Raw genomic sequence first — 14,529 nt, forward strand, 5'->3', positions numbered from 1 at the left:
CCCCTCCGTCAGAACGGGAACTTCATGCCGGGCGGCAGGGGAAGCCCGGCGGTCAGCTCCTTCATCGTGTCCTGGCTCTGCCGCTCGATCTTCGACTTCGCGTCGTTGATCGCGGCGGTGAGGAGGTCCTCGGTCACCTCGCGCTCCTCTTCCTTCATCAGGCTCGGATCGAGAGCGACGCGCGAAGCGTAGCCCTTGCCGTTCATCGTGACGCGGACGAGGCCGCCGCCTGCCGTGCCCTCGACCTCCATGCCGGCGATCTTCTCCTGAAGCTCCTCCATCTTCGCCTGCATGGCGCCGGCCTGCTTCATCATGTCCTGGAAGTTCTTCATTCGGACTCTCCGGGGTTCAGGGGACGAATGTCTGTGAGGGTGGCGCCGGGGAAGGTCGCCATCGCCTCTTGGTAGAAGGGGTGCGCTTCGACCGCCGCGCGGCGCGCTTCCTTCAGCGTGGGGACGAGGACGTCGGCCCCTTTGGTGACGTGCACCTGCCAGGGCGTGCCCGTCCAGGCCAGGAGACCACGCGAAAGCTCGCCTTGGAAGCCGGGCGGCACGGGGCCGGACAGCGCCATCTCGAGCCGGCCCGGCGCGATCGAAACCGGCCGGACGTGCTCTTGAATCTGGGTCGCGAGCTTCACCTCGCGGTGCTCTCGCGCGAGGGCGACGATGTCCTCGAGGCTCTGCGGCCCCGAGGGCTCCGGCTCGGCTTGAGGGGCTGGCGCCGGGGCGGGAACCGCCGGCGCCTCCTTAGGGCGGGCGGTGGCCGTGCCGCCCCCGCTCATCTGGCGAAGCGCTTCTTCCGGCGTCGGCAGCTGCGCCGCGTAGGCGAGCCGGACGAGGCCGATCTCGGCCGCCGCCGCCGGGTCCGGCGCGGCGTGGGTCTCGTCGAGCGCCTTCATCAGCAGCGTCCAGGCACGGGTGAGCGCGGGTAGGGAGAGGCCCTTTGCGACCTCGCGCGCCTGGTCCGCATCCGCGCTGCCCGCCCGGCCGTGCGCGGCCGCTTCCGGCCCCGCCGCCTTCACGCGGGTGAGGAGGTGGGTGACCTCGAGGAGGTCGCGCACGGTCGCGGCGGGGTCTGCGCCCGAATCGTACTGGTCGCGGAAGAGCCGAAGCGCCTCCGCGCCGTCGCCGCGCAGGGCGGCCTCGAGCAGCGACCAGCTCTGCGTCCGGTCGGCGAGGCCGAGCATGTCGCGGATCTGTTCGGGCGTGATCTCGCCTTCGCCCCGGTGCTGGATCAGGGCCTGGTCGAGGAGGGAGAGCGCGTCGCGGACCGAGCCCTCGGCCGCGCGGGCGAGCATGAGCAGGCCTTCGCGCGCGACGCTCGCGCTTTCCTTCGCCGCGATGCCCGCGAGGTGATCGGCCAGCGTCTCGGCGTCGAAGCGCCGAAGGTCGAAGCGCTGGCAACGCGAGAGCACCGTCACCGGGACCTTCCGGATCTCGGTCGTCGCGAAGATGAACTTCACGTGCGGCGGGGGCTCTTCGAGCGTCTTGAGGAGCGCGTTGAACGCGTTCTTCGAGAGCATGTGCACTTCGTCGATGATGTAGACCTTGGTCCGCGCCTGGACGGGGGCGTAGCGCACCCCCTCGATCAGCTCGCGGATGTCGTCGACGCCCGTGCGCGAGGCGGCGTCCATCTCGAGGACGTCCGGGTGCCGGCTCTCCGCGATGGCGCGGCAGTGCCGGCCCTCTGCCGGCATGTCGACGGTCGGGCGATCGGTCTCGTCCGTCTCGTAGTTGAGCGCCCGGGCCATGATGCGCGCCGTCGTCGTCTTCCCGACACCGCGCACGCCGGTCAGGATGAAGGCGTGGGCGATCCTGTCCGCCTGGAACGCGTTCCTGAGCGTGCGCACCATGGCGTCGTGCCCGAGCAAGTCGTCGAAGCTCTGCGGCCGGTACTTGCGCGCGAGGACCTGGTAGGCGGGGGCGTCGGACATCGGCTCTCCTGAGGGCAGCCTCCGATATGCGCCCTCCCCCGCTCCGCCTCAACCTTCGGGCGGGCCATCGGGGTGGAAGGTGAAGACCTCCTCGAGGGGCCGCCCGAAGGCGTGCGCGATGCGGAAGGCGACCTCGAGCGAGGGGGCGTAGCGGCCCTTCTCGATCGCGGCGACCGTCTGGCGGGTGACGCCCGCCCGCTCGCCGAGCTCGCCTTGCGTCATCTCGTCCGCCTCGAAGCGCAGGCGCCGGACCTGGTTGGTGATCGGCGGCCGGCTCACGCGGTGCGCCGGTAGTGCAGGATCTGCATCAGGGCGCCCGCCGCCTGGGCGAGAAGCAGCGACAAGAAGAGCGCGTTGGCGATCAGGCCCTCCCCATGGGTGGCTGCGTATAGAAGCGTCGCGAGGACGCAGAGGACGAGGATGTTGGCCCGCCCCGCCTCGCCCCGGCGCTCCGCCTCCCGATCGCGCTCGTCCTTGGCCGCTTCTCTGTCGGATGGGCCCGTCAGCGCCGCGACGGGGATCATCAGGACGACCATCAGGACGACGAAGGCGATCACCGCGCCGATCATCCCGGCAGGCGGCGAGCCGTTCACCCCGCCCCCGACATGCATGTCGTAGGCGAAGTAGGCGGCGACCGCCGCGAGGGCGATCAGCTGAACCCAGAGTGTCTTCTCACGAAACGGCATCGTTCTCTCCCCATGTCGAATGACTACGACACGAAGGTAATCACTCTGCACGCAATGTCAACTCAGTTTAACATCGTGTCCGACGCTCTTTCCTTCCGTACCGCCGCATGGGTCCGCCAAACGGCCTGCGCCTTGAGAACGAGGACCACCGAGGCGAGCGCCAGGGTCGCCGCGTTCGCGATCACCACGGGCCACGATCCGATGAGCCAGCCATAGATGAGCCAGAACGCGACCCCGCTCGTGAACATGGCGTACATGGTCAGGGAGATGCCGGCCGTGTTCCGGGTCCGAAGGACGAGCAACGCCTGCGGCAGGAAGGACGACGTCGTGAGGAAGGCCGCCAGGAGGCCGAGTACCGAAGCGATGCCCACCGAACCGCCCTTCACAGCTGCGACCGCGCCATCGGCGCGCGCCCCTCAAGTAGCGAGCGATCGCGAGCGGTAGGGGCAGGAAAAAGAGAGAGGTGGAAGGCCGACACGACCCGAACGAGAACTCGTTGCGGCTGCTTCCTTCCGGACCTGACCGGGTTGGCGAGGCGTCCGTCCGCGCGACCTTCCGAGGAGCATGTCGCAAGCCTACTCTCCCGATGCAAGGCCGCAGCGCGCCAACGCTAATCACGCGTTTGTGATCTCGGCGGTCAGACCTTTCTAAGCCTTCGATCCGATGCTCCCGAGAAGCTGGGGGACAGGTCATCCTGATATGAATGCACTTCTGACGTGCCTGACGCAGGAGCACGAGTGGCAGCTGGTGCTGATCGCCGCGGCGGTCTGCGTGCTTTGCAGCTTCACGGTCGTCAGCCTTTGGGATCGCGCCGCCCGCGCGCAGGTGCGAAGCCATAAGGTCCGCTGGATCCTGATCGGCGGCCTCGCGGCGGGATGCGGGGTCTGGGCGACCCACTTCATCGCCATGCTAGGCTACGTCTACGAGATCGAGCGCGGCATCTCCTTGCCGCGAACGCTGGGTTCGCTCGGGATCGCCTGCGTCCTCTTCGCGTTCAGCATCGTGCCCGTCATGCGCGGCTATGGCTGCCAGCGCTGCCGCTTGGTCGCGGCCGCCGCGCTCACGATCGCGATCGGCGCCATGCACTACTTCGGTATGTCGGCCTACAATGCGAGCGCCCTCCTGGTCTGGGACCGGGGGATGATCGTCGTCTCCTTCGTTCTCGGCTTCGTCTTCAACCTCGCCAGCGTGCAGCTCTTCACGACGCAGCGCACCTCGGCCCGGCTCGTGATCAGCCCGCTCCTCTTCACCCTGGCGATCTGTGCCATCCACTTCATCGGCATGGCCGCATTGACGGTGGTGCCGCTCGACACGAGCGCGCAGGCCTGGACCGGGGACAGCAACATCCTCGCGGCCAGCACCGCCGTCGCCGTCCTCCTCGTCCTCGGCGTGAGCCTCGGCGCGTCCGTCGTCGACCAGACCTCGACCCGCCTCAAGGCGGCCGAGGCCGACCGGCTCCGCGCCCTGGCGGACGAGCTCGCGGCCCGCAACGTCGAGCTCGAAGAAGCCAAGGGGCGTGCAGAGGCGGCGAGCCAAGCCAAGTCCGCCTTCCTCGCCAACATGTCCCACGAGATCCGGACCCCGATGAACGGCGTCCTCGGCATGTCCGAGCTTCTGCTCGAGAGCGACCTCACCGACCGTCAGCGCAACTACGCGGACACCATCTTCCGGTCGGGAAACGCGCTGCTCACGGTCATCAACGACGTCCTCGACTTCTCGAAGATCGAGGCGGGCAAGCTCGAGCTCGCGCCCGCCCCCTTCGACCTTCGGGCGGCCGTCGAGGACGTTGCCGCCCTCCTCGCGCCGGTCGCGCAGGACAAGGGCATCGAGATCATGGTCCGCTGCGATCCCGACCTGCCCGAAGCGCTGGTCGGCGATGCGGGCCGCATTCGCCAGGTCGTCACGAACCTCGCGGGCAACGCCGTCAAGTTCACCTCCGAAGGCTACGTCCTGGTCGACGTCGGCGCGGCACAGGGGCCGGACGGGCCCCTTTGGCGCATCGCGGTGCGGGACACGGGCATCGGCATCCCCGAAGACAAGCTCGAAAGCATCTTCGAGGAGTTCGCGCAGGCCGAGAACTCGACCACCCGCCTCTATGGCGGCACGGGCCTCGGCCTTTCCATCTCGCTTCGCCTCGCCCGGATGATGGGCGGCGGGATCGACGTGCGTTCCGAGGTCGGCAAGGGCTCGACCTTCGTCGTCGAGATCCCGCTGCCGGTCTCGACGGAACCGGGCCAACCCCGCTACCCGGCGGCGCCGCTTCCCGCCGTCCGCGTGCTTCTCGTCGACGACGTCGCGGTGAACCTCGACATCCTCGAGGAGCAGTGCCGCGCCTGGGGCCTGAGCCCGACCCGTGCGGGCGGCGGGCGTCAGGCGGTCGACCTCTTGGAGCGGGCCGCCCAGGACGGCGTGCCCTACGACGCGGTCCTCCTCGACTACCACATGCCCGAGATGGACGGCCTCGCCGTCGCTCAGCACATCAGCGACAGCACCGTTTTGAACCCGGTCCGGGTCGTGGTCCTGTCCTCTTCGGACGACGATGCGGTCGTCTCCGCCTTCCGCGCGCTCGGGACCGAAGGCTACCTCGTCAAGCCGGTGCGCGCCGCGGCGCTCTACCGGACCCTGTCCGAGACGCTGATCAAGGACGACGCGCCCGACCTCGCGGCACCCGCCCCGGCGTCGCCTCGAACGTCGGCGGCGCTCGGCGCGCTGCGGGTGCTCGCGGCGGACGACAACCAGGTCAACCGCATGGTGCTCGGCAGCCTGATCGACGCCGAACGCTACGCCGTCACCTTCGCGGAGGACGGAGAGGCCGCCTTCGAGGCGTGCAAGGCGAGCTGCTTCGACGTCATCCTGATGGACCTCTCCATGCCGAAGATGGACGGCTACCAGGCGACCGCGGCGATTCGCGCCCTGGAGAGGCGAGAGGCGCGCCGACGTACGCCGATCGTCTGCCTCACCGCCCATGCGCTCGAAGGGCAACGCGAGACCTGCCTTCGTCACGACATGGACGACTACCTGACCAAGCCGATCAAGAAGGACGCGCTGACCGCCACGCTCGAACGGTGGACGGCCGAGACCGAGGACGAAATCACGGTTCGCGCGGCGAGCTGACGGTGCCCGCGATGCGGCCGCTTGCCAAAGCGCCCCTCGCGCGCCATCCCGGCGTCATGTCCCGCATCGCCCGACGCTTCGACCGTTTGCGCGCCGAGAACCGCGCCGCCTTCATTCCCTTCGTCATGGCGGGCGATCCGTCCTACGAGGCGAGCCTCGAGATCGTGCGGGCCCTGCCCGGGGCGGGGGCCGATCTGATCGAGCTCGGCGTCTGCTTCACGGATCCCATGGCGGACGGCCCGGCGATCCAACTCGCAGGGCAGCGGGCGCTCGCGGCGGGGCAGACCCTGCGGCGCACCCTGGACCTCGTCTCGGCCTTCCGGGAGGAGGACCAGGAGACCCCCATCGTCCTCATGGGCTACTACAACCCGATCTACGCCTACGGGGTCGAGCGCTTCCTCAAGGACGCGAAGGCCGCCGGCGTCGACGGCCTGATCGTCGTCGACCTGCCCCCGGAGGAAGACGAGGAGCTCTGCCTGCCAGCGCGGAAGGCGGAGCTCGACTTCGTCCGGCTCGCCACGCCGACGACGGACGAGGCGCGCCTGCCGAGCGTGGTCAGGAACAGCTCCGGCTTCGTCTACTACGTCTCGGTCGCGGGCATTACCGGCGGCGCGACGGGAGAGGCGGGCGCGGTCGCGACCGCCGTCTCGCGCCTGAGAAGCGCCTCCGGGCTGCCCGTCGCGGTGGGCTTCGGCGTCAAGACCGAGGCGCGCGCGGCGGAGGTCGCGCGCGACGCGGACGCGGTCGTCGTGGGGTCCGCCCTGATCGAGGCGCTGGCCGCAGGACTGCCCGATGGCGAAGCCGCCGCGCGCGATGCGGTCCTCGATTTGGCGTCGCGGCTGTCGCGCGCTATCAGGGCGGCTCGCCAACCTTCCGAGGCTTTGTGAACTGGTTCGCTGACATCACGCCGCCGGGCATCAAGAAGATGTTCCGGCACCGGGACGACGATACGTCCGGCCTGTGGACGAAGTGCCCGTCCTGCGAGGAGATGGTCTTCTCGAAGGACCTGGAGGCGAACGCGCATGTCTGCCCGTCCTGCTCCCACCACCTGCCGCTGGGCGCCGAGGAACGGCTACACAGCCTCTTCGGTCACGGTGCGTGGTCCAAGGTCGCCCTGCCCGAAGTGCCGGACGATCCGCTGAAGTTCAGGGACACCAAGAAGTACGCCGACCGCCTGCGCGACTATCGCAAGAAGACCGGCGAGAAGGACGCCCTCATCATCGCCAAGGGCGCGCTGTCGCACCAGGCGGGGAGCCTGCCCGTCGTCGCCGTGGTCCAGAACTTCGCCTTCATGGGCGGCTCGATGGGCATGGGCCTCGGCGAGGGCCTGATCCGCGCGGCGGAGACGGCGGTCGCCGAGCGGCGTCCCCTCATCGTCTTCACCGCGTCGGGCGGCGCGCGCATGCAGGAAGGCATCCTGTCCTTGATGCAGATGCCGCGCACCACCATCGCCGTGCAGATGATGCGCGAGGCAGGGCTTCCCTACATCGTCGTCCTGACCCACCCGACGACGGGCGGCGTCACCGCCTCCTACGCCATGCTGGGCGACGTCCAGCTCGCCGAGCCCGGCGCCCTGATCGGCTTCGCGGGCCCCCGCGTGATCGAGCAGACGATCCGCGAGCAGCTGCCGGAAGGCTTCCAGCGCTCGGAATATCTGCGCGACCACGGCATGGTCGACCTCGTCGTCGACCGCCGCGAGCTGGGAGAGACGCTGGCGCGCCTCGTCTCCGTCCTGACCAAGACGCAGCACGTCGCCGCGGGCGCCGCCTCCGCGCCCGCCAATGACGACGCCCTCGCCGCCGACGAGATGCCGAGGGCGGCCGAGTAGTGACCCGAACGCCCGCCACAGCGGCGGCTGCGGAGGTTCAGCGGCGGCTCGCCCGGCTCTCGGCTCAGGCCCCCGCGGAGATGGAGCTGGGCCTCGGCCGCATCCGCAAGGCGCTGTCCCGCCTCGGCGACCCGCAGGACCGCCTGCCGCCCGTGATCCACGTCGCCGGGACCAACGGCAAGGGATCGGTGATCGCCTACATGCGCGCGATCCTCGCGGCCGGGGGCCTGCGCTGCCACGTCTACACCTCGCCCCACCTCGTGCGTTTCAACGAGCGGATCGTCGTCGCGGGCCAGGAGGTCAGCGACGAGGCGTTCGCAGAGACGCTCGGCGCCTGCGAGGCGGCGGCGGGCGACCTGCCGCTGACCTACTTCGAGGCGGTGACGGCCGCCGCCTTCTTGCTGTTCGAACGGGAGCCCGCCGACGTCGTCCTTCTCGAGACGGGTCTCGGCGGCAGGCTCGACGCGACCAACGTGGTGAGCGCGCCCCGGGCCTGCGTCGTGACGCCGGTGGCGTTCGACCACCAGGACTGGCTCGGCGAGACGCTGGAGGAGATCGCCTACGAGAAGGCCGGCATCCTGAAGGCGGGCGCCCGCTTCGTGACGGGGCCGCAGCGGCCCGAAGTGCTCGCCGTGCTGGAGAGCCGCGCGCTCGCGGTCGGCGCGAACCCGCACGTCTTCGGCCAGGACTGGACGGCGGTGTCCGAGGGCGGACGCCTCGTCTATCAGGACGAGGAAGGCCTCTCCGACCTCTCTTTGCCCCGCCTGCCGGGCGCGCATCAGGTCGACAACGCGGCGCTCGCCGTCGCGGCGGTCAAGGCGGCCGGGCTCGCGCCGCCCGACGACCTCCTGTCGCTCGGCCTCGAAGCGGCGGAGTGGCCCGCCCGCCTTCAACGCCTGCGCCGCGGTCCGCTGGTGCGCCTCGCCGAGCGGCACGTGTCGGGCGGCGGCGAGGCGGCGGAGTTGTGGCTCGACGGCGGCCACAACCCCCATGCGGGCCGGGCCGTCGCGCGCGCCATGGCCGACCTCGAGGAACGGAGCCCGCGGCCCCTGATCCTCGTCGCCGGCATGCAGGCGAACAAGGACGCGCGCGGCTACTTCGAGCCCTTCGCCGACCTCGCCTCGCTCGTCCTGACCGTGGCGGCGGACAAGGACTCGGCGGCCAAGCCCGACGCGCTGGCGGCGACCGCGCGGAGCGCGGGGCTGCCGGCGGAGGCGGGCGGCAGCGTCGCAGAGGCGCTCGTGCGCGCCATGGACCAGGCGGCGCTGTCCGGCGAGGGCATGCCCCGGATCCTGATCTGCGGCTCGCTCTACCTCGCCGGCGAGGTTCTGGAGGAGAACGGATGACGACCGACCGTCCCGAAGTGCTGATCCGCGTCCTGCCCTCGGCCGAAGGCCTGCCGCTGCCGGCCTACGAGACCGAAGGGGCCGCCGGGGCCGACCTGCGCGCCGCGGTGCCGGAGGACGCGCCTCTGACGATCCCCCCTGGCGGGACGGCCATGGTCCCGACCGGCCTGTGCGTCGCCCTGCCCCAAGGCTACGAGATGCAGGTGCGTCCGCGCTCCGGCCTCGCGGCGAAGCACGCGGTGACGGTGCTGAACAGCCCGGGGACGGTCGATGCGGACTATCGCGGAGAGGTGCGTGTGATCCTGATCAATCACGGGTCGGCGGACTTCCTGGTCCAGCGGGGCGAACGCATCGCGCAGGCGGTCGTCGCCCCCGTCAGCCTCGCCCGCTTCGAGACCGCCGAGGCGCTGCCGGAGACCCTTCGCGGAACGGGCGGCTTCGGGTCGACCGGCCGATGACGCCGCAGCAGACCGAACGCTACAAGCGTCACATCCTGCTGCCGGAGATCGGCGGCCAGGGCCAGCAGGCGCTCCTCTCCGCCTCCGTCCTCGTCGTCGGCGCGGGCGCGATCGGCTGCCCGGCGCTGGGTTACCTCGCCGCGGCCGGGATCGGGCGGATCGGCGTCTGCGACGGCGACGTGATCGAGCTGTCGAACCTGCAGCGGCAGGTCATCTTCCGGACCGAGGACATCGGACGGCGCAAGGCGGGGACGGCGGCCTCGCGCCTGTCGGGCCTCAACCCGGACGTGAACTGGTCCGTGCATGACGGCTACCTGACTGAGGCGAACGCGACCGCGCTCGTCAGGCGCTACGACCTCGTCATCGAAGGGCTCGACCGCTACGCGCCGCGCTACGTCGTCAACAAGGCCTGCCTCGAGGCAGGCAAGCCCCTGCTGTCGGCGGCGGTCGGACGCTTCACCGGCCAGGTCGCCCTCTTCCGCCCCGGCATGGGCGATCATCCCTGCTACGCCTGCCTGGTGCCGAGCGCGCCTGACGACGAGGCCGCTTGCGAACGCGAGGGCGTCCTCGGCGCGATCACGGGCGTCGTCGGCACGGTCGCGGCCGCCGAGGCGGTCAAGCACCTTTGCGGCATGTCCGGCGCGCTCGACCGGCAGCTGCGCCTCTATGACGGCCTGATGGGCAGCATGCGGACCGTAATCCTGCGCCGGGACCCCGCCTGCCCCGTCTGCGGCCCGAAGCGGTGACGGGCCCCGTCAGCTTCGAGACCGCCCGCCTGACCCGCAGGGTCGCGCAGCCGGGCGACATCGACGCCCTCGGCCACGTCAACAACGCCGTCTACGTGACCTGGGTCCAGGACGCGGGCGTCGAGCACTGGTTCGCCGTCGCGCCCGACGCGGTGAAGGCGCGCGTCCACTGGGTCTGCCTGCGGCACGAGGTCGACTATCGCGAGCCCGTGCTCGAGGGCGAAGAGGTCGAGGTGCGCACGTGGCTCGGCCGCGTCTCGGGTCCGCGCTTCGACCGGCACGTCGACGTCCGGAAGCCCGGCGCCAAGCGCTTCTCCTGCCGAGCCGTGACGACGTGGCTCATGCTCGAGAGCGCGACGGGCCGGCCCTTGCGCGTCGGCGACGACGTTCTCGAAGCCTTCGGCCTCGTGCCATCGGGGCACCGCGTTTGAAGCGGGCCCATCGCTTCTTACATTCCCGCCGAAAGGAGACTTCCTATGACCGATGCCGCACGACGCACCGAGCGCGCCCTCCTCGCGGGAGGCTGCTTCTGGGGAATGGAGGATCTGATCCGCAAGCAGCCCGGCGTGCTGCGCACCCGGGTCGGCTACACGGGCGGGGCCTACGAGAACCCGACCTACAACGACGTCCGCACAGGGACGACCGGGCACGCCGAGGCGGTCGAGATCGTCTACGACCCGGACGTCGTCTCCTATGAGAAGCTGCTCCGCTGGTTCTTCCAGATCCACGACCCGTCGACCAAGGACCGCCAGGGCAACGACCGGGGCAGCCAGTACCGAAGCGCGATCTGGTACACGACCGACGAGCAGCGCGAGACGGCCGAGACCGTCATGCGCCAGGTCGAGGAGAGCGGCCGCTGGCCGGGCCCGGTCGTGACGGAGCTCTCGCCGGCCGGGGTCTTCACCGAGGCCGAGGACTACCATCAGGACTACCTGCAGAAGCACCCCAACGGCTACACCTGCCACTATGTCAGGCCGGATTGGGTGATCGGCAGCGAAGCGGCTTGATTTGAACTGACGCGCTGCGCGCGACGAGGCGTACGGGCCTTCGGCCTGTGGTCTCGGCTCGCGCCTGACCGTCGCTCGCGATGGAGCCTCCGCACCTACCGGCTTGCGTACCACGAAGAGAGGCGCGCCGCATCGCGAGCGGCGGCCAGCCGCGAGCCGGGCTCACAGCCGCGAAGCGGTCGTGCAGCCCGTCATGCGAAGCATGTCAGTTCAGAAAACAAGAACCCCGGGGCCGCTGTTGCGGACGACCCCGGGGTCTCTTCGTCGCGACGCGCTGGCCAGGAGGGGGAAGACCGCCGCGCCGCGCCTGCCCGTAAGAGCGACACGCGGCGCTGAGGGAGCAAGCGCCAGGTCGAGCCCTTCGGGTTCGGAACCGATATGATCTCAGATTGAGACGGAATGAAGAGCCAAGGTGTCGCAATAACGTTAAAGTATCGAAGGGTGTCGAAATGTTTCAACCCGCAACCTATTGATTCTGTTGTCCGTACAGGCGCCTAGCGCTCGGTGAGCTTGAACTCGATGCGCCTGTTGCGGGCGAGGCTTTCCGGGTCCCGCCCGTCGACCAGCGGCTGGTACTCGCCGAAACCGGCCGCCACGAGGCGCCGCCGCGCGACGCCTCTCGCGCCCAGATACTGCACGACGGAGATCGCCCTGGCCGAAGAGAGGTGCCAATTGCTCTCGAAACGGGCGCGGCAGGCCGGGCCGAGCGCCTCCTGATCGGCGTGGCCGTCGACGCGCAGCACCCAGGCGATGTCGTCCGGGATCTGGTCCTGGATTTCGAGAAGGGTGTCGGCGAGCTTGGCGAGTTCCGTCTGTCCCGCCTGGCTGAGCGTGGCGGAGCACGAGCCGAAGAGGACGTCGCTCTCGAAGACGAAGCGGTCGCCGACGACGCGGATGTCCTGCCGGTCGCCGAGCGCTTCGCGAAGCCCTTCGAAGAAGCGCGAGCGGACGGCGGCGAGCTCCTCGATCTTGCGCGTGAGGGCGGAGTTGACGCGGGCCGAGAGGTTCTCGATCTGCGCCTGCTGCTCGGCGTCCTTGGCCTCGGCGGCCTCGAGCGCCTCCTGAAGGCTCGCGAGCTGTTGGCGCAGCGCGGAGAGCTGGGCGTTGAGGGTCGCGATCTCCGAGCGCTGCTCCTCGGTCAGGGCGCGCTCGGCCTCGAGGTCCTCCGTTCCGGCGGCGATCGCGTCGCCCGCCGCCTGGAGCTCGGTCGTCAGCGCGGCGAGCTGTTCGTCCTTGGCCGAGATCGTGTTCTGCAGGTTCAGGACCCGGGCCTGGAGCCGGTCGCGCTCGGCCTGCGCCAGCCCGAGCTGCTCTGCGAGGTTGTCGAGGCGCGCGGTCAGCGCGGCGAGCTGGCTGTCCTTCTGCGTGATCTGCTCGCCCAAGTAGAACTGCGCGACGACGAAGATCGACAGGACGAACATGACGACGAGCAGGAGCGTCGACAGGCCGTCGACGAAGCCCGGCCAGATGTTCGCTTCCTGCGAGGAGGAGCGGCGGCGCGCCACGGGCCGCTAGCTCCGCGGCTCGCGGGTGAGGAGGACGCCGAGCTGCCGGATCTCCTGGCGCACGGCGGCGGCGCCCCTGTCCTGCGACGCCTCGAGCTTGGCGAGCGCGGCTTCCAGACGGTCGGCAGTGTCCCCGGCGTAGCGGGGACCGGAACGCGCCGCGGTCGCGGTCGTCACGTCGGTGATGCCCGAGAGCCAGTCCTCGAGGTCCGAGTAGAAACGGTTCTGCGCACGGCCCGCCTGGATGTCGAGGAAGCCGACGACGAGGCTCCCCCCGAGGCCGAAGAGCGACGAGCTGAACGCCGTACCCATGCCCGACAGCGGCGCGTTGAGGTTGGCGATCAGCTGGCTGACGGCGTCCGTACCCGTGCCCGACTGCGAGGAGAGGCTGCCGATCACCTCGGCGACGGCGTTCACGGTCTGAAGGAGGCCCCAGAACGTGCCGAGGAGGCCTAGGAAGACGAGGAGGTTCGCGGCGTAGCGGCCGAACTCGCGCCCCTCGTCGATCCGCACGCCGATCGAGTCGAGGATCGCCCGGGTCGAGGCCTGGGAGAGGCGCCCCCCCCGCTCGTCCGCGTCGAGCAGCATGCGCGACATGGCGCCGATCAGCGGCGGGGGCTTGGGCAGGGCGCTGCGCGAGGGGTCGACGGAGGCGCGGAAGGCGGCGACCCAGCGCACGGCGGGGCCGACCATCATCGCCTGGCGAAGGTTGTAGACGACGCCCAGGACCAGGACGACGAGGATCAGGCCGTTGAGCGCCGGGTTCGCCATGAAGGCGGTGACGAGCAGGTCGTTCGGCGCCGGGCTGAGCGGGCTCAGATAGAAGACGATCAGCGCGACGACGCCGAGGAAGACCGCCATGTTGGTAAGCGCCGCGCCGCTTCCTGCGAAGCGTGCGGCGCGCTCTTGCGTTGCCGACATGGAACCTCTGCCTGTTCCCTGACCCGAAGCGCAGTGTGGCCGATGCCGCGTGCGATGGGAAGGCGGGCTCAACGGGCGCGTTTGGCCTCGCGGGCGGCCGACAGGAAACCTTCGGCGCGAGAAGCGCCGAGCCGGGCCCGCGCCCTGGCGAGCTCGCCCGGGGCGAAGCGGGCGGCGCTCGAGAAGCCCGAGCCCTCGAGCGCGACGCGGAGCGCCGCCCGGCGCCGAGGCGTCGAGAAGCTCTCGAACTGCGCCTTGCCGCGTCTGAACTCCCGGTCGGCGAGCCATTCGAGGCTCGCGGCCTCGAGCGGAACGTGCGCCTGAACGAAGGCGTCCCGGCCAAACACGTAGCGCGCGCCGCGGCGCCAGGCGCGGCGGAAGAAGTCCCTGTCCCCGCCGTCCGTCTCTCCTAGCTTCGGGTCGAAGCGCAGACCGTCGAAGGCGGAAGAGGAGAGGTCGAGAAGCGCGTTGTCGGCCTCGCCGCTGCGCAGGCGGGCCCCGCGCCGGGGCGGCTTGCGGCTGTGCGCGTCTAGCATCCGCACGATGTCCGGCGCTCCGGCCGGATAGACGCCCCGGATCGGGCCGAACACCGCCGCGTGGCCGGGGGTGAGCGCGCGGCCGAGCGCCGCGAGCCAGACCGGCGGGGCGGTCTGATCGTCCGCGATGAAGGCGAGCCGGCCCGTTCCCGCCGCGTCGAGGCAGGCATTGCGTGCGAAGGCGAGGTTGCGGCCCGGAACGTGACGGTAGGTGATCGGCAGGCCGTAGGCCTCCCGCCCCCAGGCGCAGAGCCCCGCCGTGCTCGGCCGCTCGTCCATGTCGGCGACGAGGATCGCGTCCGGCTTGCGGCTCTGCTGGGAAAGGCTCGTCAGGGTCCGCGTCAGGCTCGCGCGCCCCCAAGTGCAGATGCCGACCGTGATCCGTCCGTCCATGCCGGTCAGCGTCCGCCGACCACGGACCGCCGACACAGGACGACGCGATGCTGGAC

Annotated in this window: 16 protein-coding genes and 1 other RNA gene; 8 read left to right on the forward strand and 9 right to left on the reverse strand. The window is 70.4% G+C overall.

The annotated features are described in order from the left end of the window. Window positions 1–8 precede the first annotated feature (8 nt). The 6 genes from GGQ59_RS01920 to ffs form a co-directional block, all read right to left on the reverse strand. Entirely contained in the window at window positions 9–332 is a 324-nt protein-coding gene (locus GGQ59_RS01920; protein ID WP_183815316.1) for a YbaB/EbfC family nucleoid-associated protein, read from the reverse strand. Beyond that, window positions 329–1,933 carry a DNA polymerase III subunit gamma/tau gene (locus GGQ59_RS01925; RefSeq protein WP_183815318.1) on the reverse strand — a complete coding sequence of 535 codons (1,605 nt, stop codon included), beginning with the start codon at window positions 1,931–1,933 and terminating at the stop codon, window positions 329–331. Before GGQ59_RS01925 ends, GGQ59_RS01920 begins: the two co-directional genes overlap by 4 nt. Window positions 1,934–1,981: 48 nt before the next feature. Continuing rightward, window positions 1,982–2,212, reverse strand: coding sequence for a helix-turn-helix domain-containing protein (locus tag GGQ59_RS01930; protein ID WP_183815320.1), 231 nt, complete (start codon window positions 2,210–2,212; stop codon window positions 1,982–1,984). Further along, window positions 2,209–2,619, reverse strand: a complete 411-nt coding sequence (locus tag GGQ59_RS01935; RefSeq protein ID WP_183815322.1) for a hypothetical protein — start codon at window positions 2,617–2,619, stop codon at window positions 2,209–2,211. Before GGQ59_RS01935 ends, GGQ59_RS01930 begins: the two co-directional genes overlap by 4 nt. 62 nt (window positions 2,620–2,681) lie before the next feature. Further along, on the reverse strand, window positions 2,682–2,990 hold the full coding sequence (locus GGQ59_RS01940; RefSeq protein WP_221400829.1) for a SemiSWEET transporter: 309 nt from the start codon (window positions 2,988–2,990) through the stop codon (window positions 2,682–2,684). 88 nt (window positions 2,991–3,078) lie between these two features. After that, an RNA gene (gene ffs / locus GGQ59_RS01945) (signal recognition particle sRNA small type) lies at window positions 3,079–3,179 on the reverse strand. Between the two features lie 139 nt (window positions 3,180–3,318). Between ffs and GGQ59_RS01950 the strand changes: the two genes are divergently transcribed. Genes GGQ59_RS01950 through msrA form a run of 8 tightly spaced genes read left to right on the forward strand, consistent with a single transcriptional unit; the run spans window position 3,319 to window position 11,118 of the window. Then, on the forward strand, window positions 3,319–5,733 hold the full coding sequence (locus GGQ59_RS01950; protein WP_183815324.1) for a hybrid sensor histidine kinase/response regulator: 2,415 nt from the start codon (window positions 3,319–3,321) through the stop codon (window positions 5,731–5,733). 56 nt (window positions 5,734–5,789) lie between these two features. Next, complete coding sequence (gene trpA, locus GGQ59_RS01955; RefSeq protein ID WP_183815326.1) at window positions 5,790–6,620, forward strand: tryptophan synthase subunit alpha; 831 nt, start codon at window positions 5,790–5,792, stop codon at window positions 6,618–6,620. Then, window positions 6,617–7,561 (forward strand): acetyl-CoA carboxylase, carboxyltransferase subunit beta, encoded by a 945-nt coding sequence (gene accD, locus GGQ59_RS01960; protein WP_183815328.1) that lies wholly within the window; start codon window positions 6,617–6,619, stop codon window positions 7,559–7,561. The genes trpA and accD overlap by 4 nt, the downstream gene beginning before the upstream one ends. After that, window positions 7,561–8,907 carry a glutamate ligase domain-containing protein gene (locus GGQ59_RS01965; protein ID WP_221400830.1) on the forward strand — a complete coding sequence of 449 codons (1,347 nt, stop codon included), beginning with the start codon at window positions 7,561–7,563 and terminating at the stop codon, window positions 8,905–8,907. The genes accD and GGQ59_RS01965 overlap by 1 nt, the downstream gene beginning before the upstream one ends. Next, on the forward strand, window positions 8,904–9,365 hold the full coding sequence (dut, locus tag GGQ59_RS01970) for a dUTP diphosphatase (protein WP_183815330.1): 462 nt from the start codon (window positions 8,904–8,906) through the stop codon (window positions 9,363–9,365). The genes GGQ59_RS01965 and dut overlap by 4 nt, the downstream gene beginning before the upstream one ends. Then, a complete protein-coding gene (locus GGQ59_RS01975; protein WP_183815332.1) occupies window positions 9,362–10,111 on the forward strand; it encodes a HesA/MoeB/ThiF family protein in 750 nt (249 codons plus the stop codon). Before dut ends, GGQ59_RS01975 begins: the two co-directional genes overlap by 4 nt. After that, window positions 10,108–10,542, forward strand: a complete 435-nt coding sequence (locus GGQ59_RS01980; RefSeq protein WP_183815334.1) for a thioesterase family protein — start codon at window positions 10,108–10,110, stop codon at window positions 10,540–10,542. Before GGQ59_RS01975 ends, GGQ59_RS01980 begins: the two co-directional genes overlap by 4 nt. Before the next feature lie 45 nt (window positions 10,543–10,587). Then, window positions 10,588–11,118: a peptide-methionine (S)-S-oxide reductase MsrA gene (gene msrA, locus GGQ59_RS01985; RefSeq protein ID WP_183815336.1), complete on the forward strand. Its 531-nt coding sequence runs from the start codon at window positions 10,588–10,590 to the stop codon at window positions 11,116–11,118. A 494-nt stretch (window positions 11,119–11,612) separates the two neighbouring features. Here the strand turns inward: msrA and GGQ59_RS01990 are convergent, their stop codons facing one another. The 3 genes from GGQ59_RS01990 to GGQ59_RS02000 form a co-directional block, all read right to left on the reverse strand. Further along, the gene (locus tag GGQ59_RS01990; protein WP_183815338.1) at window positions 11,613–12,623 is read right to left on the reverse strand and encodes a peptidoglycan -binding protein; all 1,011 of its coding nucleotides are present in this window, start codon (window positions 12,621–12,623) and stop codon (window positions 11,613–11,615) included. A gap of 6 nt (window positions 12,624–12,629) precedes the next feature. Then, the gene (locus GGQ59_RS01995) at window positions 12,630–13,544 is read right to left on the reverse strand and encodes a hypothetical protein (protein WP_183815340.1); all 915 of its coding nucleotides are present in this window, start codon (window positions 13,542–13,544) and stop codon (window positions 12,630–12,632) included. Between the two features lie 68 nt (window positions 13,545–13,612). Further along, window positions 13,613–14,473 (reverse strand): glycosyltransferase family 2 protein, encoded by an 861-nt coding sequence (locus GGQ59_RS02000; protein ID WP_183815343.1) that lies wholly within the window; start codon window positions 14,471–14,473, stop codon window positions 13,613–13,615. Window positions 14,474–14,529: the final 56 nt, after the last annotated feature.

This window comes from Parvularcula dongshanensis, from assembly GCF_014199615.1.
Lineage (GTDB): Bacteria > Pseudomonadota > Alphaproteobacteria > Caulobacterales > Parvularculaceae > Parvularcula > Parvularcula dongshanensis.

What these genes read in the sequence shown, in the direction of transcription:
- GGQ59_RS01920 (WP_183815316.1), bottom strand. Translation starts at nt 332, where the DNA reads ATGAAGAACTTCCAGGACATGATGAAGCAGGCCGGCGCCATGCAGGCG.
- GGQ59_RS01925 (WP_183815318.1), bottom strand. Translation starts at nt 1,933, where the DNA reads ATGTCCGACGCCCCCGCCTACCAGGTCCTCGCGCGCAAGTACCGGCCG.
- GGQ59_RS01935 (WP_183815322.1), bottom strand. Translation starts at nt 2,619, where the DNA reads ATGCCGTTTCGTGAGAAGACACTCTGGGTTCAGCTGATCGCCCTCGCG.
- GGQ59_RS01950 (WP_183815324.1), top strand. Translation starts at nt 3,319, where the DNA reads ATGAATGCACTTCTGACGTGCCTGACGCAGGAGCACGAGTGGCAGCTG.
- trpA (WP_183815326.1), top strand. Translation starts at nt 5,790, where the DNA reads ATGTCCCGCATCGCCCGACGCTTCGACCGTTTGCGCGCCGAGAACCGC.
- dut (WP_183815330.1), top strand. Translation starts at nt 8,904, where the DNA reads ATGACGACCGACCGTCCCGAAGTGCTGATCCGCGTCCTGCCCTCGGCC.
- GGQ59_RS01975 (WP_183815332.1), top strand. Translation starts at nt 9,362, where the DNA reads ATGACGCCGCAGCAGACCGAACGCTACAAGCGTCACATCCTGCTGCCG.
- msrA (WP_183815336.1), top strand. Translation starts at nt 10,588, where the DNA reads ATGACCGATGCCGCACGACGCACCGAGCGCGCCCTCCTCGCGGGAGGC.
- GGQ59_RS01995 (WP_183815340.1), bottom strand. Translation starts at nt 13,544, where the DNA reads ATGTCGGCAACGCAAGAGCGCGCCGCACGCTTCGCAGGAAGCGGCGCG.
- GGQ59_RS02000 (WP_183815343.1), bottom strand. Translation starts at nt 14,473, where the DNA reads ATGGACGGACGGATCACGGTCGGCATCTGCACTTGGGGGCGCGCGAGC.